The sequence below is a fragment of the Nonomuraea sp. NPDC050547 genome, assembly GCF_044457345.1.
In the GTDB taxonomy this organism is placed as follows: Bacteria; Actinomycetota; Actinomycetes; order Streptosporangiales; family Streptosporangiaceae; genus Nonomuraea.
In genome coordinates, this window is the sequence record NZ_JBITGW010000005.1 from 361855 (window position 1) to 382586 (window position 20732).

Annotated in this window: 15 protein-coding genes; 8 read left to right on the plus strand and 7 right to left on the minus strand. The window is 72.6% G+C overall.

From position 1 onward, the window contains the following. Window positions 1–2 precede the first annotated feature (2 nt). Window positions 3–668 (minus strand): sulfotransferase family protein, encoded by a 666-nt coding sequence (locus tag ACIBHY_RS15440; RefSeq protein ID WP_397242908.1) that lies wholly within the window; start codon window positions 666–668, stop codon window positions 3–5. Beyond that, window positions 665–1714 carry an alpha-hydroxy acid oxidase gene (locus tag ACIBHY_RS15445; RefSeq protein WP_397242906.1) on the minus strand — a complete coding sequence of 350 codons (1050 nt, stop codon included), beginning with the start codon at window positions 1712–1714 and terminating at the stop codon, window positions 665–667. The genes ACIBHY_RS15440 and ACIBHY_RS15445 overlap by 4 nt, the downstream gene beginning before the upstream one ends. A gap of 57 nt (window positions 1715–1771) precedes the next feature. Here ACIBHY_RS15445 and ACIBHY_RS15450 point away from each other — a divergent pair, with 57 nt between their 5' ends. Together ACIBHY_RS15450 and ACIBHY_RS15455 are read left to right on the plus strand one after the other, a co-directional pair. Further along, window positions 1772–3049 carry a hypothetical protein gene (locus tag ACIBHY_RS15450; RefSeq protein WP_397242904.1) on the plus strand — a complete coding sequence of 426 codons (1278 nt, stop codon included), beginning with the start codon at window positions 1772–1774 and terminating at the stop codon, window positions 3047–3049. After that, entirely contained in the window at window positions 3015–3947 is a 933-nt protein-coding gene (locus tag ACIBHY_RS15455) for a hypothetical protein (protein ID WP_397306971.1), read from the plus strand. Before ACIBHY_RS15450 ends, ACIBHY_RS15455 begins: the two co-directional genes overlap by 35 nt. On the opposite strand, the gene ACIBHY_RS15460 is transcribed toward ACIBHY_RS15455, so the two are convergent. Further along, window positions 3916–5397, minus strand: a complete 1482-nt coding sequence (locus ACIBHY_RS15460; protein WP_397306972.1) for a class I adenylate-forming enzyme family protein — start codon at window positions 5395–5397, stop codon at window positions 3916–3918. The genes ACIBHY_RS15455 and ACIBHY_RS15460 overlap by 32 nt on opposite strands. Before the next feature lie 207 nt (window positions 5398–5604). Here ACIBHY_RS15460 and ACIBHY_RS15465 point away from each other — a divergent pair, with 207 nt between their 5' ends. The 6 genes from ACIBHY_RS15465 (at window position 5605) to ACIBHY_RS15490 (ending at window position 15595) form a co-directional block, all read left to right on the plus strand. Next, on the plus strand, window positions 5605–7143 hold the full coding sequence (locus ACIBHY_RS15465) for an aldehyde dehydrogenase family protein (protein WP_397242898.1): 1539 nt from the start codon (window positions 5605–5607) through the stop codon (window positions 7141–7143). Between the two features lie 47 nt (window positions 7144–7190). Then, the gene (locus ACIBHY_RS15470; RefSeq protein WP_397306973.1) at window positions 7191–8300 is read left to right on the plus strand and encodes a hypothetical protein; all 1110 of its coding nucleotides are present in this window, start codon (window positions 7191–7193) and stop codon (window positions 8298–8300) included. Further along, window positions 8297–9310, plus strand: a complete 1014-nt coding sequence (locus ACIBHY_RS15475) for a hypothetical protein (RefSeq protein WP_397306974.1) — start codon at window positions 8297–8299, stop codon at window positions 9308–9310. Before ACIBHY_RS15470 ends, ACIBHY_RS15475 begins: the two co-directional genes overlap by 4 nt. Before the next feature lies 1 nt (window position 9311). Continuing rightward, window positions 9312–10697 carry a hypothetical protein gene (locus ACIBHY_RS15480; protein ID WP_397242892.1) on the plus strand — a complete coding sequence of 462 codons (1386 nt, stop codon included), beginning with the start codon at window positions 9312–9314 and terminating at the stop codon, window positions 10695–10697. Then, window positions 10694–14209, plus strand: a complete 3516-nt coding sequence (locus ACIBHY_RS15485) for a tetratricopeptide repeat protein (RefSeq protein WP_397306975.1) — start codon at window positions 10694–10696, stop codon at window positions 14207–14209. The genes ACIBHY_RS15480 and ACIBHY_RS15485 overlap by 4 nt, the downstream gene beginning before the upstream one ends. 108 nt (window positions 14210–14317) lie before the next feature. After that, the gene (locus ACIBHY_RS15490; protein WP_397242888.1) at window positions 14318–15595 is read left to right on the plus strand and encodes a CehA/McbA family metallohydrolase; all 1278 of its coding nucleotides are present in this window, start codon (window positions 14318–14320) and stop codon (window positions 15593–15595) included. 72 nt (window positions 15596–15667) lie between these two features. Here ACIBHY_RS15490 and glnII read toward each other — a convergent pair whose 3' ends face one another. From glnII to ACIBHY_RS15510, 4 genes are read right to left on the minus strand one after another with little or no spacing between them, the layout of a single operon-like run. Continuing rightward, complete coding sequence (gene glnII / locus ACIBHY_RS15495; RefSeq protein ID WP_397242886.1) at window positions 15668–16687, minus strand: glutamine synthetase; 1020 nt, start codon at window positions 16685–16687, stop codon at window positions 15668–15670. Between the two features lie 22 nt (window positions 16688–16709). Further along, entirely contained in the window at window positions 16710–18650 is a 1941-nt protein-coding gene (locus ACIBHY_RS15500) for a nitrate- and nitrite sensing domain-containing protein (protein WP_397242884.1), read from the minus strand. Between the two features lie 33 nt (window positions 18651–18683). Then, the gene (locus tag ACIBHY_RS15505) at window positions 18684–19919 is read right to left on the minus strand and encodes an amidohydrolase family protein (protein ID WP_397306976.1); all 1236 of its coding nucleotides are present in this window, start codon (window positions 19917–19919) and stop codon (window positions 18684–18686) included. Next, the gene (locus ACIBHY_RS15510) at window positions 19907–20728 is read right to left on the minus strand and encodes an energy-coupling factor transporter transmembrane component T family protein (RefSeq protein WP_397242880.1); all 822 of its coding nucleotides are present in this window, start codon (window positions 20726–20728) and stop codon (window positions 19907–19909) included. The genes ACIBHY_RS15505 and ACIBHY_RS15510 overlap by 13 nt, the downstream gene beginning before the upstream one ends. Window positions 20729–20732: the final 4 nt, after the last annotated feature.

The window sequence follows — 20732 nt, forward strand, 5'->3', positions numbered from 1 at the left end:
ACTCAGCCGGGACGGGACTCCGCCATCCGGGCCTCGACCCGCGCCCAGAACCGTTCAGGATCATTGAGGTGCGGGTACGGCTCGCCCGGCGCCGGCACGCCCAGGAAGTCGCACAGCGGCCCCCATCCCGATCCCGGCTCGATCACCAGGAGCCGCCCGGACGGCACCGCCCGGCGTACCGCCGCGTTGTGCTCCTCGTAGACGGCGATGGCGTGGGCGCGGTCGGTGAAGCGGCCGGAGAAGAAGCCGTCCCAGATCATGGCCCGGTGGAACGCGGTGAACACGTCCAGGCCGGGCACGGTCCGCCTGGCCTCGGCCACCCGGGCGTCGGGCTCGGCGTCGCCGAACATGCGGTAGATGGTCCTGGACACGCTGGCGTACCACGCCTCGGGGTCGCGTTCGGTCAGGATCACCTTGGCGTCGGGGAAGGTGGTGAGGATCTCGGGCCAGAAGGCGGCGCCCGGCCAGTCCACGCTGGAGGCGTACCCGGCGAACACCGCCTGCCAGGACACCGGCTGACCGGCGGCGGCCGCGCGCCACATGGGCAGCCGGTCGGGGTGGTCCAGGACGTGGCGGCCGTGGAAGCAGGGGCCGAGGCCGAGGCGTTCGAGCGCCGCCTTCAGCGACAGCGTGCCGGTCCTGCCGACGCCCACACCGATGACCTTCATCCCACCACCTGGTCCTTGGTCAGCGCGCCCGGCGAGTCGGCCCCGCACAGCGTCAGCGCGTTCTCCAGTTCCCTCCGCAGCAGGGACAGCACGCGGGCCACTCCGTCGGCGCCGCCACTGGCCAGTCCCCACAGCACCGGGCGGCCGAGGGCGACGGCCGAGGCGCCGAGCGCGAGTGCCTTCACCACGTCGGTGCCGCGCCGTACGCCGCCGTCCAGCAGGAGGGGCACCCGGCCGCCGACCGCGTCGGCGATCACGGGCAGCCGGTCGATGGTGGCGGGGGTGGTGTCGAGCTGCCGTCCGCCGTGGTTGGAGACGATCAGGCCGTCCACGCCGCAGTCCACGGCCTGGGCGGCGTCGGCGGGGTGCAGAACGCCCTTCAGCAGAACGGGGAGCTGCGTCTCCCCACACAGCCATTCCACATGGTTCCACGAAATTTCGGGAGAAAGGCGGACCTGTCGGATGTTCCCGTCACCGCGCATGTTGGCGCAGAAGATGCCCGGCGGCAGGTCGTGGAAGTCGTTGCGGTCGCCGCGTTCGTTCCTGCCCAGCGCGGGTGAGTCCACGGTCACGACCAGGGCGCGGCAGCCGGCCGCCTCGGCCCGCCGTACCAGCGACTTGGTGAAACCCAGGTCGGGCTGGATGTACAACTGGAACCACAGCGTGCCCCCGGCCGCCGCGATCTCCTCGATGGTGATCGTGGACAGCATCGCGGCGATCATGATGACGCCGGCCTCGCGCGCCGCGCGGGCGGTGGCCGCCTCGCCCTCGGGACAGGCCAGCCGGTGGAACGCGGTCGGCGCGAGCAGGACCGGCATCGAGCTCTCACACCCCAGCACCCTGCCCGCGAGCCGGGGCGGGCCGTGGCCGCGCAGGATCCTCGGTACCAGGGCCAGCCGCCGGAAGGCCGCCTCGTTGGCCGCGAGTGTCACCTCGTCCTGCGCCCCGCCGGCGAAGTAGTCGTAGTACACCGGGTCGAGCTTCTCCCGGGCCACGTCCTCGAAGTCGCGCAGGTTGAAGACCTCCATGTGAGTTGTACGGATCACGACAGCCCAAAAGATTCCGGTGAATCTCGGGACATATCGGCATTCGTAGAACCGGGTGTGATTGTTGTGGTCGCCACCCTCGGGGCACTCGCCGTCCTGCTGAGCCTGCCGTACTGGCTGCCCGGCGCCGTCACCAAGCTGCGCACGTGGCTGTTCGCCCGCATCAACGGCGCGGACGGCATCCCGGTGCCCGGCGACCTCGTGGACCTCTCCCGCTTCATGGAGCTCTACGCGCACCCCGCCGCCGACGGCCGCAGCCGCGGCGCGGCCCTGTCCGACCTGTTCTGGTACTGGCTCTCGCCCGGCGCCGAGGTCCACCAGGAACACCTCGAACCCGGCCCCCGCTACGACGACGTCGCCCGCTGCACCCGCCGCATCCTGACGATGCCGAGCCGTACCGCCGACGAGCTCGCCACCGCCAGCCTGCGCGCGGCCCTCCCCCACCAGAACGGCCTGGTCCGGCTGCGCGACCTGATGATGCCGGTCTGGGCGGAGTTCTACCACCGGGTCGTGTTCGGCGTCCCCTGCCCGCCGGGCGTCAGAGACCTCATCGTGGACCACTCGGACGACGTGGTCACCTCGCTGAAGTGCTGCGGCCTGCGCCACATGGACCGGCGCCTGCGCCTGACCCGCCACCTGCGCGACACCCTCGGGCAGGTGCCGCACCCCCTGCCTCAGACCCTCGACGAGCAGGAGCGCGCCTTCTACCTCCAGGGCACCTTCTTCAACACGGCGGTCGTCCAGAGCGCCGAAGCCACCGCGCACGTGCTGATGGAGATCGCCGCCCACGGCGCCGACGGGCCGCTGGAGGCGGTCATCGAGCGGACCCTGCACGACTTCCCGCTGTTCGGCGTCGCGCACCGGATCACCTCGGCCGACATCTGCCTGGAGGGCGCGGAGCCGATCCCGGCCGGTTCCGTGCTCTGCTTCAGCTACCCGGAGTTCCACCGCTCGGGCGGCCACATCCCGTTCGGGGTGGCGGCCAACCGGCCCTGCCCCGCCTGGCACCTGGCGCCGATCACCATCGGAGCCGTCGTCAGGGAGGTCCTGCGCGAACACGATCTCGCGTCCACCGCCCGGCACACCCGGCCGCTGCCCAACCGCGGCCCCTGCCTGATGACCCCGCGCGGCCACCGGGTACGGCTCCGGCGGCTCGTCCTCGCCTGTCTGCGGCTGCGCGATCGATGGGAGGAGGTGTGGCGCAGCCCGCTCCAGCTCGTTCTCGGCACGTACATGGTCTGGCACGCCAGGCGCCTGCGCCTGTGCGAGCGCCACTTCGAACAGGAGAGGAACATCTCCCATGACCCTGCGCGCCACCCCGACCACGCCGGCTGAGCGGCCCACGGCCCGCCGGTGGCTGGTCGTCCTGCTCAGCGTGCTGGCCGGCTTCCTGCTGACCGTCGTGTGGTCGGCCGAGTTCGTCGACCAGACCATCGGCGCGAACGTCGCCGACACCCTCCTCGGCCACGACGCCTCGGAGACACCGATCGCCGGGATCCTGTCCGGCGTCGTCTTCGCGTTCGTGACCGGGCTGGCCGGCACGTTCACCGCCTGCAACATCGCCGCGATGGGCGCGGTCGCGCCCCTGGTGGGCGCCGGCAGCTCGGCGGGCGCGCGGATGGCGCGCACGCTGAAGCCGCTCGGCTGGCTGGCCGTGGGCGTACTGGCGGTGTCCGGCGTCTACGGCTTCGTGGTGGGCCTGGCCGGCACCGCCATGCCGCAGTTCGCCAACGCGCCGCCGGCCGGCGGGCTGCTCGCGCGCAACATCCAGTCGATGGTCACCTTCGGCGTGATCGGGCTGATCCTGGTCTTCCTGGGGCTGGCCGCGCTCGGCCTGGTCAGGGATCCGCTGGCCCGGCTGGAGCGGCGCTTCCCGAACGCGCGCATGCTGGTCATGGGCGCGCTCATCGGCGCCTTCCTCATCGGCCGGCCGTTCGGGCTGTTCCGTCAGCTCTTCCGCGACGCCGCCGCCAGCCACAACCCGCTCTACGGCGCGCTGGCGTTCATGCTGCAGTCGCTCGGCAACATCGTCGTCATGGCGGTGCTCGTGCTGCTGCTCGCCCTCGCGCTCGGCGGCCGGGCGCGGCGCTGGCTGGGCGCCGGGCCGGGACGGCTGGCCGTCATCACCGGCACGGCGTTCATCGTCGCGGGCTCCTTCACCGCCCTGTACTGGGTGGGCAGGCTGCTCGGCCGCTTCGAGATCATCTGGTGGCCGACGGCCCCGTGGGTCTGAGCGCGCGTTTGTCCGGCTTGCCCGCCGCGTTCAGCGGGACCTCCCGGATGACGGTGATGCTTCTCGGTGTGCTGGCCGCGCTCAACGCCTCGGGTACGAGCGCGGCCAGCGCGCCGAGGTCGGGCGCCCGCCCCGCGGCGGGCACCACGAAGGCGTGCACCGCCTCGCCCGTCTCCCGGTCCGGCGCGCCGACCACGAACGCCTGCTCCACGTCGGGATGCGCGGCCAGCACCCGCTCGATCGCCCCCGCGTAGCAGACCTCGGCGCCGACGATGATCACGTCGCGCGTCCTGCCGGTCAGGTGGAGCAGCCCGTCGCGGTCCAGGAAGCCGAGGTCGCGGGTGCGCAGCCAGCCCTCGCGCAGCACCTCGCCGGTCAGCTCGGGCGCGCGCCAGTATCCGGCCATCATGTGCGGGCTGCGCACCCACACCTCGCCGTCCGCGCCGTGCGGCACCGGCCGCCCCTCGCCGTCACGCAGGCTCACCTGTACGGCGGGCAAAGGCCGCCCCACCGCCCCGGTACGGCCCGCCGCCACGTCATCCGGTGTCAGCATGGCGATCACGCCCGCCTCGGCCTGGCCGTACCCCTGCCAGACCACCGGCCCGAGCCGGTCGGCGGCCCGCTCCAGCAGCGACGGCGCCGCCGGCGCGCCCCCGAGCATCAGCGCCCGAAGACCGCGCAGATCGGCGTCCTGGTCCAGGAGGCCGCCCAGGACCGGCGGCGCCATCATCGTGGCGGTGACCCGGTGGGCGGAGATCGCCTCGGCCAGAGGTAGTTCGGGGATGATCGCGACGCCGCCGGCGACCAGCGTCCTGCCCAGGTACGTCATCATGACGGGGCCGGCGAGGCTGGCGTGGATGAGGCAGCGCTCGAAGTTCGCCATCAGCGCCGTCAGCGGCGGCGGCCAGGCGGCGGGCCGGTAGGCGAGGCTGTAGGCGCGGTAGGTCTGGACGGGCGCCTTGGGGCTCCCGGTGCTGCCGCTGGTGAACGTGAGCCGGGCCAGGTCGTCCGGCCGAGCCCCCGCCTCGGCCGCGCCCGCGGCGGATCCGGCGGCCAGCTCGTCCACCTCGGCGCCGGTGAGCACGACGTCGAAGCCCGCCGCCCGCGCTTCGGCCGTCCGCACCGGGCCCCAGCCGGGCCGGGCCATGCCCACGAGGCAGCCCAGCGCGTGCGCGGCCAGCTGCGCGGCGTAGACCTCGGGGGTCGAGGCGGCGACGACGAGGACGCCGGCGCCGGGCCGCAGCCCCCTCGCGCGCAGGCCGTCCCCGCACCGCGCGACCAGCCCGAGCAGCTCCCCGCGGGTGACCACCCGCTCGCCGTGCTCGATCGCCGTCCGCGCCGGCGCGCGCTCCAGAGCCTCCAGAACCGGGCCGGGGAAGAGCATCGTCACTCCAGGTGTGAGGGCGCGCGCCCCGGTGGACCGCCACAGCACCCGGGGACGCGCGCGCACGGCCGTCTCCCCGCACACACCCCTTCGAGGAACGGCACCCCAGCCGTTTTTCCGGGAAGACGGTCGTCCGGTTATACGCATCCGGACAGGTCCAGAGATTCGCCTTCGCAGTAATACGAACCAGGACATCGCCGGACGTTCGCCAGGGCTTGGGAAAATGTGCGGCAGGATGATTGTCTTTGCGGAGGAACTACGAGGAGGTCATCGGTGACCCGTCAGATTGTCTCCATTGTTGGTGGTAAGGACGTCCCTGCCACCAGCACCTACATCTCGGCCAACCCGGCGCGCACCGGCGAGGTCGTGGCCGGTGTGGGCCTCGCGGACGCCGCCGCCTTCGCGGCCGCGTGCCGTACCGCCAAGGAGGCGCAGCGCGAGTGGGCCAAGGTGCCGGCGCCGGTGCGCGGCAGGGTGATCGCCTCGATCGGGCGGCTGGTGGAGGCCAACGCGGAGGCGCTGGCGCGGCTGGTGACCGAGGAGATCGGCAAGCCGTACAAGGAGTCGCTGGGCGAGGTGCGGGAGATCGTCGACACCTGCGACTTCTTCCTGGGCGAGGGCCGCAGGCTGTACGGGCAGACCGTGCCGTCGGAGATGCCGGACAAGAACCTGTTCACCTTCCGCAACCCGGTCGGCGTGGCCGCGGTGATCACCGCCGGGAACTTCCCCGTCGCGGTGCCCTCGTGGTATCTGGTTCCGGCGCTGTTGTGCGGCAACGCGGTGGTGTGGAAGCCCGCCGAGTACGCCGCCGCCTCCGCGCACGCGATGTACCGGTTGTTCGCCGCCTCCGGCCTGCCCGAAGGCGTGCTCAACATCGTCTTCGCCGACGGCAAGGAGACCTTCGAGGGCCTCGACCTCGCCCTGACCGAGGGCACCGTGCAGAAGGTCGGCTTCACCGGCTCCTCCGAGGTGGGCAGGAAGATCGGCGAGCTGACCGGGCGCCACCTGCAGTCGGCCTGCCTCGAACTCGGCGGCAAGAACCCGATGGTGGTCATGCCGGACGCCGACCTCGCGCTGGCCGTGGAGGGCGCGCTGTTCGGCGGCTTCGGTACGGCCGGCCAGCGCTGCACCAGCCTCGGCACCGTCATCGTGCACGAGAGCGTCCACGACGAGTTCGTCGAGCGCTTCGCCCGCGCCGTCTCCAACGCCAAGATCGGCGAGCCGATGGGCGACGTGCTGGCCGGGCCGCTGCTGGATGAGAAGTTCGCGGTCCGCTACGAGGAGTTCCTGACCTGGATCCAGCCGCACCACGAGGTCGTGACCGGCGACACCGGAAAGATCAGCAAGGAGAGCCCGCACCACGAGTTCACCGGCGAGGGCGGGCTCTACTACCACCCGGTGGTGGTCGACGGCGTGCGTCCCGGCGACCGGCTGTTCCTGGAGGAGACGTTCGGCCCGATCGTCGGCGTGACCACGTTCCAGACCATGGACGAGGCCATCGAGCTGGCCAACCTGCCCGGTTACGGCCTGTCGAGCTCCATCTACACCACCGACGCGAAGAACGCCTTCCGCTTCCGCGAGGGCGTCTCGGCCGGCATGGTCAGCGTCAACAACTCCACCAGCGGCGCCGAGGCGCACCTGCCGTTCGGCGGCAACGGCAAGTCGGGCAACGGCAGCCGCCAGTCCGGTATGTGGGTACTTGACCAGTTCACCCGCTGGCAGGCCATGAACTGGGACCATTCCGGACGTCTGCAAAAGGCCCAGATGGACGTGGCAGATATCACTCCTGACCTGGACTTCCGCCTCCCCTAGGCAACATTCCCTCCGGAGCATCACAATGTGCTCCGGAGGGATGCACAGTGGGCTCACGACAGCACCTCGACGGCCTCGCGCGGTCGGCACGATCCCTGCAGGACACGGTCGGTGAGCTCCATGCCGCGCTGACCGCGGGCGACGAACGGCGGGCCGGCTACGCCCGCGACCGCCTCGCCGAGCAGGCGCGCGCCGCCCTGGGCGACAGCGGCGCGTACGGCTTCGAGCCACCCCGCCCCGGCCCGCGCGCGCCCACGCCGGACCCGGACGACCTGCTCGCCGGGGCCGTGCGCGACCTGGCCCTGTCCCAAGCCCTGATCTCCGCCGCGGCCGACGGAGGCGAGGCCGACGGCAGCGGGGCCGACGGCAGCGGCGGCGGGGGTGGGGTGGATGGCGGGTCCGGGCGGCTGCGTGCGGCCGGAGACTCCCTCGGGCGGCTGGCCGCTGCGCTGAAACCCCCCGATCACTTCGGCTTCGAGGCCGCCGCGAGCGCCTCCCCCGACCTGCCCACCGCGATCGCCACCCTCCGCCAGGAGGCCGCCGCCTGCCTGGATCGCATCCACGAACGCTCGGCCGGCGTGGCCGGCGCCGCCCTCGCCAAGATCCCCGTCGTGAGCACGGTCGCCACGACCGCCCAGGAGATCCTCGACAAGCTCGGCGTCGGCGCGCTCACCGGCACCCTCACCAAGCTCGCCGCCCGCGCCCTGCACAAGGCGCTCACCGCGCTGCACCACCTGATCCCCGCCGCCGCCCTCGACCGGGTCAACGCGGCCGTCTCCCAGCTGGCCGACGGCCTGGACAAGGACAAGGCGGCGGGCCCGCTCCTGGTGTCCGCGCTGCTCGGCACCGACGGCGTCAGATCCGCGCTCGACGAGCGGCTCGGCCGCGACGCCCTGGATCGTGCCAGGCTCGACGGCGCCCGTGCCGAGCTGGCCGAGCTCGGCGACCGCTTCGGCAAGCACATGGACGTGCTCGCGATCGCGATCACGGTCAGCACCGGCCTCGCCGCATGGCTGGCGACACCGCTCGCCGCGGGCGCGGTGGCCGCGCTCCTGCTCGGCGTGGTGCTCGTGCTGGCCGCCGACTACGCCGACGCGTGGTCCCTGCCGGTGACCGTACGCGGGGTGCGGACCGTGGTCGAGGACGCCACCGCATGATCGACGACCACGTCCGCGCCGAGATCGACGCCCTCAACCAGGCCGCCGACCTGGCGCTCCGCTCGGAGCCCCGCACCGCCACCGCCCGCTCCATCAGGCGCCACGCCGACGACCTGATCCTCGAACTGCGGGAGGTGCGCGACTGGGCCCACCTGCGCCACCTGCGGGAGAAGACCGAGGCGCTGCGAGTCGAGGCGCTCGACTACGCGCAGGCCGTCCTGCTGCGCCGGCACGTGCTCGGCGACGACGGGGGCGCCGCCGAGGCGCTGGTGATCTTCCTGTGCGAGCGCGCGGGCGTCCCCGCCCACGTGGTGATCGCCGCGTGCGCGCGCTCGGAGTCGTACACCAGAACCTCCGACATGCTCCGGCTGCCGCCCTCCCCCGACGCCTGGCATCTCCCGGTCCTCGCGCACGAACTCGGCCACTACGTCATCCGCGAGGTGGGCCACGTCCGGGACAAGGACGAGCGCCCCCTGCTGGAACGGGCCGACAACCGGCACCGCGAGGAGCTGATCGCCGACTGCTACGCCACCTACGCCCTCGGCCCCGCCTACCCGCTGTCGTGCGTGCGCCTGCGCATCGACCCGGACGAGGTGGACCTGACCGGCCCGTCCCACCCGTCGTGGCGGATACGCGTGCACACGATGACCGAGATGCTCATGGCGATGTCGGACAAGCACGGCAGGACGTACGCCCGCGCCGTCGAGGCCATGATCGCACCGGCCTGGACGGCGCTCACCGGCGAGGAGGGGAACGCCGTGCGGGAGGACCGGGCCCACATTCCCGCCGCGGCCGTCTTCGACCTGCTGGAGCGCCACCTGCCCCGCGCCCGCTACGAACCCGGCGGCATGGTCGGCGCGGCCGAGCGCGCGCTGACCGGTGAGGAACGCCGGCGCCCCGGCATCACCCCGGCCCACGTGCTCAACGCCGTCTGGCGCCTGCGCCTCAACGGCGGGGCCGCCGGGGAGACCGGCGTCCGCGCCCTGGCCATGCTCGCCAGGGGCGGCTGACGTGGACGGCAAGCTCATCCTGACGATCAGGCTGGACTGCCTGCTGGCCGACCTGGACCGGATCAGCGGCGCGGTGACCGACGCGATCCGCAAGCGTGAGCACATGCGCGAGGTGCTGGACGCGCTCCAGGAGGCCGAGAACGCCGTCGGCGAGCTCGCCAGCAACGCGGCCCCGATCAAGCAGGAGCTGGCCAGGCCGGGCAAGGGCCGGCTCGGCGAACTCGGCAACCGGCCGCTGACGACCAGCATCACCGACCTGGACGGCCACATCCGGGCGGTCGAGGACGGCGTCGCCAGGATCCGCGAGACGATCGAGCCGCTCAGCGACCGGATGGTGGAGCTGGAGAAGCAGACCGTGCTGGAGGAGGACCTGCGGGCCGCCACGGGGAACCTGCGCTTCGAGGCGGAGAAGCTGCGCGACCGGCTCGACTCCGACGGCGCCGACCTGCCCGAGCTGTGGCGCGGGTACGCCGAGTTCGTCAAGACGGAGGCCGAGCCGGTCTATGACAACTACGTCGAGTTCGTCGCGGGCCTGGCCATGCGCGACAGCGCCGTCGAGGACAGCGTGTGCACGGTGACCGACCACCTGCTCACCCGGATGCTCGGCCCGCACCAGGCGCTGTCCCTGCCCTCGCGGACACCGGCCTTCAGCATGCGCGCGGTCATCAAGCTCGGCTTCCCCGACTGGAACATCTGGGGCGTCCCGCTGGCGGCCAGGGAGGCGGGGGCCAGCGTCGTCAAGCACGCCGCCGACAGGGCCAGGATGCTCAACGAGCTGCTCGCCCGGCCGCCGACGCCGTACGCGGCCCGGCTAGCCGAGGACGCGCTGGCCGCGTTCATGCTGGGCCCCGCCTACGCCCGCGCCATGTTCACCTTCCGCCTGCACCCGAGCGTGCCGTCGGTCTCGAACCTGCCGCCGGACACCCTCAGAGCGCAGATGATCCTGTCCATGCTGCGGCTGGCCGGCCCCGCCGACGGCCAGGACGCCTTCGCCGAGGAGGTGGACCAGCTCGAGGACTTCTGGACGGACCTGCTGCGGCAGCTCGGCGTCCCCGCGGAGCCCGTCCTCGATCCGGACTTCTGCCGCCACCTGCACACCGCGCTGCACAGGGACCGCTTGCGCGGCTTTTCCGCAAAGAACTGGGCAGACGTGCAAACATGTGCTGACCACCTCCTCCTCGGGGACACCCTGCCGCCCCTGACCCCCGTCGACCGGGTGGTGATCCTCCTCAACGCGGGCTGGGTGGCCAGGCATCGGGACCCCCTCCACACGAACGTGATCGCCGGCCGGCTCATGCACCATCTCAAGCACGACGGCACGGGCCGCTCCCCGGATGCCAGGAGCGGCGGCCGCCCGCTCACCACCCGAACCCCCAGGGGAACATGATGACGTCACACCACGTGGCGATGGCCGAGCTCTGGCGTAACCGCCGGCGCGCCGACCTGGTCCCCGACACCGGCGACCTGTCGCAGCAGGTGGGCTGGCTGCTGGCCGGCCTGTGGCTGGAGCACTCCGGCGGCCTGGCCGAGCGCGCCGCCGTCCTGGAGGACACCCTGCACGCCGCGCTCAAAGCCCGCTCCGCGCACTGGCACGCGGAGCTGAACGGCCTGCTCGGCCTCGTGCTGATCGCCCGCGGCATGCTGGCGCGCGAGTCCGGCGACCGGGCGGCGTCCGGCGAGCTGTTCGCCAGGGCGCTGAAGGTCTCGCCGCCGTCGTTCTCACCGCCGCTGTACGCCTTGGCGATGCTGCACACCGGCCGCCGCGAGGAGGCGGCGCGGATCGTGGCGGAGGGCGGCGACGCCGAGAGCCCCTACACCGCCTACACGCGCGTGCTGCTGGCCGAGACCGGCGACCCGTACGCCGCGCTCGACCTCGCCGACCGCGCCTGCGCCCGGTGGGAGGGCGACGTCAGGCTGTCCAGGCTCCGGCTCGGCCTGGCCGAGCGGCTGGGCAAGCTCACCTCGGCGGCCTGGCGCGATCTCGGCGGCGCGCTGCTGGCGGCCGACCGCCACGAGGAGGCGATCGAGGCGCTGCTGCAGGCCGACCGCGACGATCCGGACATCCTGGAGTGGCTGTCCATCGCCTTCCAGAACGTCGGCGACGACGAGAGCGCGGCCGACGCCGCCACCGAGGCCGCCCGCCGCCGTCCGGGCGCGGCGCTCCACCTGGACGCCGCCGACGCCTGCGCCAGGGCGCGCCGCCGCCCCCAGGCGCGCGAGCACGTGGACGCCGCACTGGGCGCGGAGGACGACCACGTCGTCCGCTTCGCCGCCGCCCAGATCCTGCTCGGCACCGGCGACATGGACCGGGCGCTGGAACTGGTCCGCGCCATCAGGGCCGACCTGCCCGACGACCCCAGGGCGCTGATCGTGGAGGGCATCGCGCTGTTCGGCGTCGGCCAGGTGCGGGAGGCCGAGCGGACCCTCGGCTCGGCGGCCGCGCTCATGCCCGACGAGCCGGTCGTGCTGCGCCACCTGGCCGTCGCCCGCCTCGATCTGGGCCTGCTGGAGGAGGCCGCGCCGCTGCTGGACCACGCCCTGGAGCTGAACCCGGACGACGGCTGGATGCTGGCCGTACGCGGCGACCTGCGCAGGCGGCTGATGGACCTGCCCGGCGCCAAGCGGGACCTCGACCGGGCCGCGAGCGTGGGCTTCGAGAACGCGTGGACGCTGCGCGCGCTGGCCCAGGTCGCCGAGGCGGACGACCCGGCGGAGGCGCTGCGGCTGCTGGACCGGTCGCTGGAGCTGGACCCGGAGGACGCCGCCGCGCACGCCGCCCGCGGCAAGATCCTGCACGGGCTGAAACGTGTTCCTGAGGCCGACGCCGCCATCCGCAGGGCGCTGGAGATCGACCCGCTCGATCCGCGGGCGCTGACGAAGCTGACCGAGTTCTGGCTGCCGGAGCTGCCCGTCGCCGACGTCACCGACCTCAGGGCGGCGGTCGAGCGGGCCATCGAACGCGCCCCCGACGACATCCCGCTGCGGTGGGCCTACAGCGAGATCCTCAGCGTGCAGGAGCAGGCGAAGGACGCCCGTGACGTGGCCAGGCACATCACCCGCATGCCGCCGCGCGACGCCGAGGACCACCGCCTGCTGGGCCTGGCCTACAGCAAGCTGGAGGAGCGCGAGGCGGCGGTGGCCGCCTTCCGCGCGGGCATCGACCTCGCTCCCGGCTACGCCGACCTCCACGCCCACCTCGGTGTCGAGCTGGGCCTGGCCGACCGGCGCGAGGAGGCCGAGCGCGAGCTGGCCAAGGCCGTCGAGCTCAACGAGGACCATCCGTTCGCGCGGGCCAGGCTCGGCAACGCGCTGCTGGCGCTCGGGCGCTTCGAGGATGCCGAGCCGCACCTGCGCAGGGCGATCGAGCTGTGGCCGGGGGCCTCGGACCCGCTGCTCGACCTGGCCGAGGTGCTGCGCATGACGCGCCGCCCCGAGGAGGGCCTGGAGCTGGCCGAGCAGGCCGTACGGCTGCAGCCGTCCGCCTTCGCGATCGGCTCGCGCGGCCAGCTCTACTACACCCTCCAGCGGCTGTCCGAGGCGAGAAAGGACCTGGAACTCGCGATCGAGATCGACCCGGAGCTGTCCTGGGCGCGCGGCACGCTGGCCGAGGTCTACCGCATGACCGGCGAACTGGACGACGCCATCGCCCACGCCACCCGGGCCATCCCCCAGTCCGACGACAGCAGGTGGCTGCTGTCGGTACGCGGCGCCGCCAAGTTCGCCCAGGGCCATTACGCGGAGGCGGAGGCCGACCTGCGCGAGGCGGCGGAACTGCGCCACCCGGCCGAGCCGGTCGATCTGCTGGCCCTGGTCATGCTCCGCAACACCCTGCAGCGCCTGGGCAGGGGCGAAGAGGCGGTACGCCTGCTGCGCGGCCACGCCATGACCGGCACGGTGGTCAGCAGGGAGGCCGATCCCCAGGTCGTCGTGCACTACTCCGAGGCCCTGCAGTACGACGGCCGCCTGGACGAGGCCAGGGAGGTGCTCAGCCAGGCGGTCCGGATCTGGTCGGAAGACCCGGAGATCCACTCGGCGCAGGCCTGGCTGGAGGCGGCCACGGGGCGCTACGAGGCCGCGCTGGAGGCCGCGGGCCGGGCGGTGGAGCTGGCGCCCGGCAACGCCGAGCGGCTCTACGTGCTCGGCTCCATCCAGCGCACGGCCAGGGATCCGCTGTCGGCCATCAGGAACCTCACGCGGGCGGTGGAACTGGAGCCGGACGCCGCCTGGATCTGGGCGGAGCTGTCGATCACGCTGTCGTACGTGGCCGCGTGGGAGCTGGCGATCGAGGCGGGCCTGGAGGCGACCGCGCCCGGCCGGCAGGTGACCGCCTACTGCGAGGAGATGCTGGCCTGGGCCTACCGCTACCGGGAGACGCCCGATCTGGACGCGGCCCTGGCCGCCTACGACCGGGCGCTGGCGCTGGACGCGGGCTCCACCGGGGCGCTGGCGGGTCAGGGCGACACGCTCTTCTCGCTGGGCGAGCGGGAGCGGGCCGCCGCGTGCTACGAGGCGGTGCTCGACGCGCTCAGCCCGTACGATCCCGACCACCTGTCGACCAGGGGGTGGTGCCTCTACCGGCTGGGCCGTTACCAGGAGTCGCTCGACTACTACCAGCAGTACCAGGCGGTCAAGCCGGATCGGCCGGGTTTCCTGCTGTTCGACCTGGGGCTGCTGGCCTGGGCCGAGGGCGACAACGAGGCGGCGAGGACGGCGTACGACCATGCCCTGGAGCAGGCGTTCCAGGAGGCTCCGCCGCGTACCCGCGGGCTGATCGAGGTGGCGATCCGGGACCTGGAGTCGGACCGGCGCGGCGACCCGGAATCACAGCGTGCGCTGATTGCCCACCTTCATGGGAAACGCGCGGATCTGCCCAAATACGAACCCCCACCTCGGCTCTAGATCCTTCTACCTCGGAGTAAGAAAGCCACTCCGCCGGGGATGGACGGGCTTTCCGGCGAGTCAGGGTCGTGGCACGATAACGGCGCCTTCGATTACGGGGAGAAGCCGATGCGTGACGATCTGACACTACTCGCCGCCCAGCAGACCCTCCGCCTGCGCGCCGGCTTCCCATGCCGGTGGAGCGTCTGGACGGCCGACGGCAGGGGCTGGTACCCGCACGGAACCTCACCGGCCAGGGACATCGACGGCCTGCCGTACTTCCACGGCGACGACGTCGTGCTGGAGGTGCCGTCGAGCCGGATCACCGTCAGGGCGGCGCGGGGAATGGAGTACGGCCACGCCGAGACCACGCTCACCCCCGGCGAGGGCGAGACGCTGGTGGAACTGGCCCCGCCGCGCATCTACGACGCAGCCGCCCGCGGCTGGTACGGCGGCGACCTGCACGTGCGGCTCAACCGCCCGCCCCAGTGGGTGGCCGACTCCCAGCACGGCGAGGACCTGCACGTGGTCAACCTGCTCGCGGGCGACGGCGACACGGAAGACCTCTGGGCCGGCCGCAACCTGCCCTGGTCGGACGCCACCCACGTGGCCCGGGTGGGGCTGGCGCAGGACGCGCCGAGCGTCCCGTCGGGCTTGGTGGACAAGCTGCGCGAGCGGGGCGCGCTGATCGGGTACGCCAACGCCTTCCGCGGCCCGGTCGAGACGCCGGAGCAGTTGTTCGACGGCGGCTACCCGATCTTCGACGCCCGCATGTCCGTCGTGGACGCGGCGCTGGGGCTGGTCGACAGCTTCTCCTCGGCGATCGGCTCCGACCGGGCCTACCGGCGGCTCATCGGGGCCGGCAACCGGGTGGCCGCGGTCGCCGGCACCGCGGGACGCCTCGGCCCGATCGGGGGCGAGCGCACGTACGCGCACGTGGACGGGCCGCTCACCGCCGAGTCCTACGCCCACGCGGTACGGCACAGCCGTACCTTCGCCACGACGGGCCCTTTCCTGGAGCTGTCGGTGGAGGGCGAGCGACCGGGCGCCACGATCGACCTGCAGGCGGGCACCCGGGTGCGGGCGGTGGCGCGGGTGATCGGCCCCGGCGTGCAGCGGGTGCGGCTGCTGACCGCCGACGGCGAACTGGCCTCGGGCCCGCCGAACGAGGTGTCGGCCGAGTTACGCGTGGACTGGCCGACGTACGTGGTGGCGGTGGCGGAGGGCGGCGGCCTGGTGCGGGCGCATTCGAGCCCGGTCTACCTGGACGTGGAGCGCCGCAGGGTGGCGAGAGAAGAGGACGTGACGTTCTGCCTGCGCTGGCTGGACCTGCTGGAGGAACTCGTCAAGGACAGAGGCGGGCTGGTGACGGAGGCCCGCAGGGTCTACCAGTCGCGCCTGGCGTGACGGTTCTACCAAGGGAAACGGGGGAACGCGGGTCCCATCGGGGGTGCCCGCGTTCCTCCGGAGAGCGTGCCGTCAGACCTGGCCGGCCTTCTCCAGGGCGGCGCAGCAGGTGTTGACCAGCAGACGGGTCACCACGTACGGGTCGACGTTGGCGTTGGGTCGGCGGTCCTCGATGTAGCCCTTGCGGTCCACCTCGACCTGCCACGGGATGCGCACCGAGGCGCCGCGGTTGGAGACGCCGTAGGAGTACTTGTTCCACGGGGCGGTCTCGTGCGCGCCGGTCAGGCGGGACTCGATGTCGGCGCCGTACTGGCGGACGTGCTCGACCGGCTTGTCGCCCTCGCCGAGCGCCTCGCAGGCGGTGATGATGGCGTCGTAGCCCTCGCGCATGGCCTTGGTGGAGAAGTTGGTGTGCGCGCCGGCGCCGTTCCAGTCGCCGCGGGCGGGCTTGGCGTCGAGGGTGGCCTCCACGCCGAACTCCTCGGCGGTGCGGTAGAGCAGGTAGCGGGCGACCCACAGGTGGTCGGCGACCTCGAGCGGGCTCGCCGGGCCGACCTGGAACTCCCACTGGCCCGGCATGACCTCGGCGTTGATGCCGGAGATCTTCAGGCCGGCGACGAGGCAGCGGTCGAGGTGGAGCTCCACGATCTCGCGGCCGAAGACGGCCTCGGCGCCCACGCCGCAGTAGTAGTGGCCCTGGGGCGCGGGGAAGCCGCCCTCGGGGAAGCCGAGCGGGCGCGAGCCCTTGAAGAAGGTGTACTCCTGCTCGATGCCGAACCACGACTCCTGGTCGGCGAACTGCTCGGCGATCGGACGCAGGAGGGCGCGGGTGTTGCTCCGGTGGGCCTCGCCGTCGATCTCCTCGACCTCACACAGGACCAGAACGTTGTCACCGCCGCGGATCGGGTCCGGGCAGGTGAACACGGGGCGGAGCACCCGGTCGGAAGCGTGGCCCTCGGCCTGGTTGGTGCTGGAGCCGTCGAAACCCCACACCGGCGGCTCGGCGCCGTCGGCAAGGATCTTGGTCTTGGCGCGGAGCAGAGCCGTGGGCTCGGTGCCGTCGATCCAGATGTACTCAGCCTTGTAGCTCACGGAGGTCCTTTCGGGGTTTTACTCAGCCACGCCGAGGCTGCCAGGCTGCCGTTTCCCGGTTTTTGCCCGAATGTGAACGCCGTGTTAATCCGGAGACGATGAGGGACTGCGGAAGCAGGACGACTGCGGTGATACCTCCGTAAGCCGACTTGCTGAGGGTGACCTTGATGCCGTGGCGGCGGGCGAGGAGTCCGACCACGAGCAGGCCGAGCCGTTCGCTGTCGGCCAGGTCGAACTCCGGCGGGTCGGCCAGCCGGGAGTTGACCTCCTCACGGACGGTGTCGGGCAGGCCGAGCCCGCGGTCCTCCACCTCGATGGCGAAGCCCCGGCCGACGACCTGCCCGTACACCTGGACGGTGGTGGTGGGCGGGGAGAAGGCGGTGGCGTTGGCGACCAGCTCGGTCAGCAGGTGGGTGACGTCGGTGGCCGCGGCGCCGTCGAGGAAGGCGTCGGGGATGGGCGGGGCGTTCACCCGGGTGTAGGCCTCGACCTCGGAGATCGCCTCGCGCACCACGTCGGCCAGCGGGACCGGGTCGCCGTTGGCGGGGCCCGGCGAGCCGCCCGACAGGATGAGCAGGCCCTCGGACTGGCGGCGCATGCGGGTGGTGAGCCGGTCGAGCGTGAACAGGTCCTGCAGCGTCTCCGGCTCGGTGATCTGCCGCCTGATCACGTCGAGCTGGACGAGCTGGCGGTGCACCAGCGCCTGGTTGCGCCGGGCCATGTTGCGGAAGACACGGCCCAGGCCCTTGCGCAGCGCGGCCTGGCCGACGGCCGCCTCGACCGCGGTGCGGCGCACTCCGGCGAAGGCGTGGGCGACGTCGCGGATCTCCTGGGTGGCGCCGTCGGTGGGGATGGGCGGGGCCTCGACGTCGACGTCCACGTCCTCGCCGCCGCGCAGCTTCTCCACCACGCGCGGCAGCCGTTCGTCGGCCAGTTCGGCGGCGGCGTCGCGCAGGGTGTCGAGCTCGGTGGCCAGGCGGCGGCCCAGGCGGGCCGACCACACGACGGCCGCGATGATGGAGACCAGGCCGAGGAAGCCCACCACGACGATCCGCACGACGATCTCGCCGGCGGCGGCCTCGGCCCGCGCGTTCAGCAGTTCGGAGCGGCTGACCAGCAGCCGGTCGAGGGTGGCGCCGAAGCTGTCGGCGGCGGCCTGCCAGGAGTTGCGCACGCGCGGCAGCCGCGCGGTCTCGATGATCTCGCGCTCGATCTCGGAGATCCTCTGGTGCTCGGGGGAGCCCAGCAACAGGTCGTACGGCGCCCGCAGCTCGGCTTCCAGGGCGGCCACGCCGTCTTCGAGCAGCAGTTTCCTGTTGGGCGAGAGCACCTCGACCGCCTCGTACTCCTCCCTGGTGATCCGCCCGGCCAGCGTCGCCCCGGAGATCAGCGCGTCCTCGCGCGACATGAGGTCGCGGGCGTGGGCGATGCGCTGGAGCCCGGCGGCCTGCTGGTAGAGCTTGATGTCCGGCACGGTGACGGCCTGGTCGTAGAGGCGGTAGACCTCGTCGGTGGCCTCGCCGTAGGCCTGCACGACCGACAGGCGGCTGGTGGTGCGGTCGTCGACCTCCCTGCGCACCGCGTCCAGGCCGCCGATCTTGCGCAGCACGGCGTCGATGGCGTTGCGCAGCTCGGGCGTGGTGATGGTCTGCGCCTCCTCGGAGGCCGACAGCGTGCGGAACGCGGCCGCCGCCGTGTTGGTGCGCTTGCGCGCGGAGACGAGCAGGCTGCCGTCGGGCGGCGGCGAGGACAGGAACATCGCCGCCGACTTGCGCTCATGCTGCAGCTCGGTGACCAGCGCCGCCGCGGGGGCGCTGATCTTCTCGAACGCGGTGGTGGCCCGGCGCAGCTCGAAGAAGTCTCCGACCACGTGACCGGCGACGAAGGTCCACAGTGCGACGAGCGCCACGATCGGCAGGCTGAGGAGGGAGTACAGCTTGAAGCGCAGGCTCTGCGATGCCATCGTCCCGGGACGCTAGCACCTGCTCGGACGCCCCTAAAGGGCCCAAAGTTTCGCGCCGCCCACAACCGTGGCCACGCACCGTCCAGAACCGTGCTCCACCAGGCCGGCGTAGGGGTCGCGGGCATCCACGTCGAAGACGGCGAAGTCGGCGCGCGCTCCCGGCCGCAGGACGCCGATCTCGTCCCGCAGGCCGAGGGCGTGGGCGCCGCCGAGTGTCGCGGCCTCGATGAGCCGCCGGTCGAGGTCGGGGTGGTGGTAGCCCTGCCGTACGGCGAGGTGCTTGAGCGCGGCGACGTCGGCGAGCAGGTCGAGTGACGGCGAGGACGACAGGGAGTCGGTGCCGACGGCGATGGGGTTGCCCTCGCGCAGCAGCGCGGCCACGTCGGGGCCGTCGAGCCCGAGGGTGCGGTTGGAGCGGGGGCACAGCGCGATCGCGGTGCCGCGATCGCGCAGCAGCGCGCGGTCGTCGGGGCCGAGGTGGACGCCGTGGGCGAGGTGGCAGTCGGGGCCGAGCACCCCGAGGCTGTCGAGGTAGGCGGCGGGCGCCAGGCCGGAGCCGCCTTCCAGGAGCGCGAACGGCGCGGACCACTGGCGCACCAGCTCGGCCAGCGGCCCGGTGCCCGCCATCGTGTACTCGCGTTCGTGCGCGGACTCGGCCAGGTGGATGTGGATGCGGGCGCCGCGCTCGCGGGCGAGCACGGCCGCGTCGGCCAGCACGCCGGTGTCGAGCGTGTAGGGCGAGTGCGGCGAGATGCCCGCGCGGCGCCCGCCGAGCGTCTTGAGGAAGCGCTCGCGCCCGTTCTCGTGCCAGCTCGCGTCGGTGTCGCCGATGATCTCCAGGTACGCCAGGCCGCCCAGCGGCGTGTCCACGAACGCCTCCGGATCGGTCACGATGTCGGCGGCGGCGGTGGTTCCCGAGCGCAGGCACTGCCAGGCGCCTTCCGTCACTGCGGCGGCCCAGTCCCAGGCGCCGGTCCTGAGCGCGGGGTCCCAGCTGCCCTCGCCGCCCTTGAAGTAGGCCTGGTTGAAGACCTCGGACCAGTGCTCGAAGGAGTCGTAGACGCGCCGCCCGACCTCGGCCATGCAGGTGTACTGCAGGTGGGTGTGGGCGTTGACCAGACCGGCGACCAGGACGCCCGGCCAGCGCACCTCGGCCCTGCCCCGCCCGATCTCGACGACGCGGCCGTGCTCGACGGTGACGGTGCCGTCCTGGATGGGCGGGCCGTCCATGGTGAGGACGAGCGGCGCGCCGTGGACTACGGGACCCATACGACGTCCGTGCCGAGGATCTTGTACGCCAGCAGCGCCAGCGCGAAGGCGGCGAACGCGCCGAGGAGCAGGTAGTCGGCGCGGTCGAAGGCCAGCTCGCGCATCCATGTGCGGTGCTTGGCGCCGAAGCCGCGCAGGTCCATGGCGTTCGAGGTGTCCTCCGCGTCGATGAGCGAGTTCACGGTCAGGGGGATCACGACCGGTTTGAGGGATATTAGCCGCTTTATCGGATTATTCGTGCGCGGGTGGGTGTAGCCGCGTACCCGCTGCGCGTCGATGATCTGCTGCATGGTCGCCGCCGTGGACGGCAGGAACCGGAACGTCAGGTCCACCCCGAACGCCAGCCGCTGCGAGACCCGCAGCCGGGCGAAGCTCACCCCGAGGTCGCCCGGCGCGATGCAGAACGCCACGGGAAAGCCCACCATCGCCATCGCCACGAACCTGATCAGAAGCGTCAGCGAGTACGACAGCGTCGCCAGGCTGACCGGATTCCCGGTGACCGGCATGTCGAACAACGGCGGCGCCTGCTTGGTCGCCTCGATCTGCAGCGCGTTGGTGAAGACGCTGTTGACCAGCACGGTCAGTGTCATCAGCGTCAGGACGAGGGCCCAGTTGGCCCTGACCGCGTGCCACGGGATGCCCGCCGCACCGTAGTAGGCCAGGGCCACGAGGGCGCAGACCAGCATGAGGCGCAGGTCGCTCACGCGCGCCACCGCCACGAGGAAGCAGACCGGGACCAGCAGGAGCACACGCGGGTCCCGCCGGCCCAGGAAGGACGCGCCTCCCAGATACCGTGGCGTGACGTCCACGCGG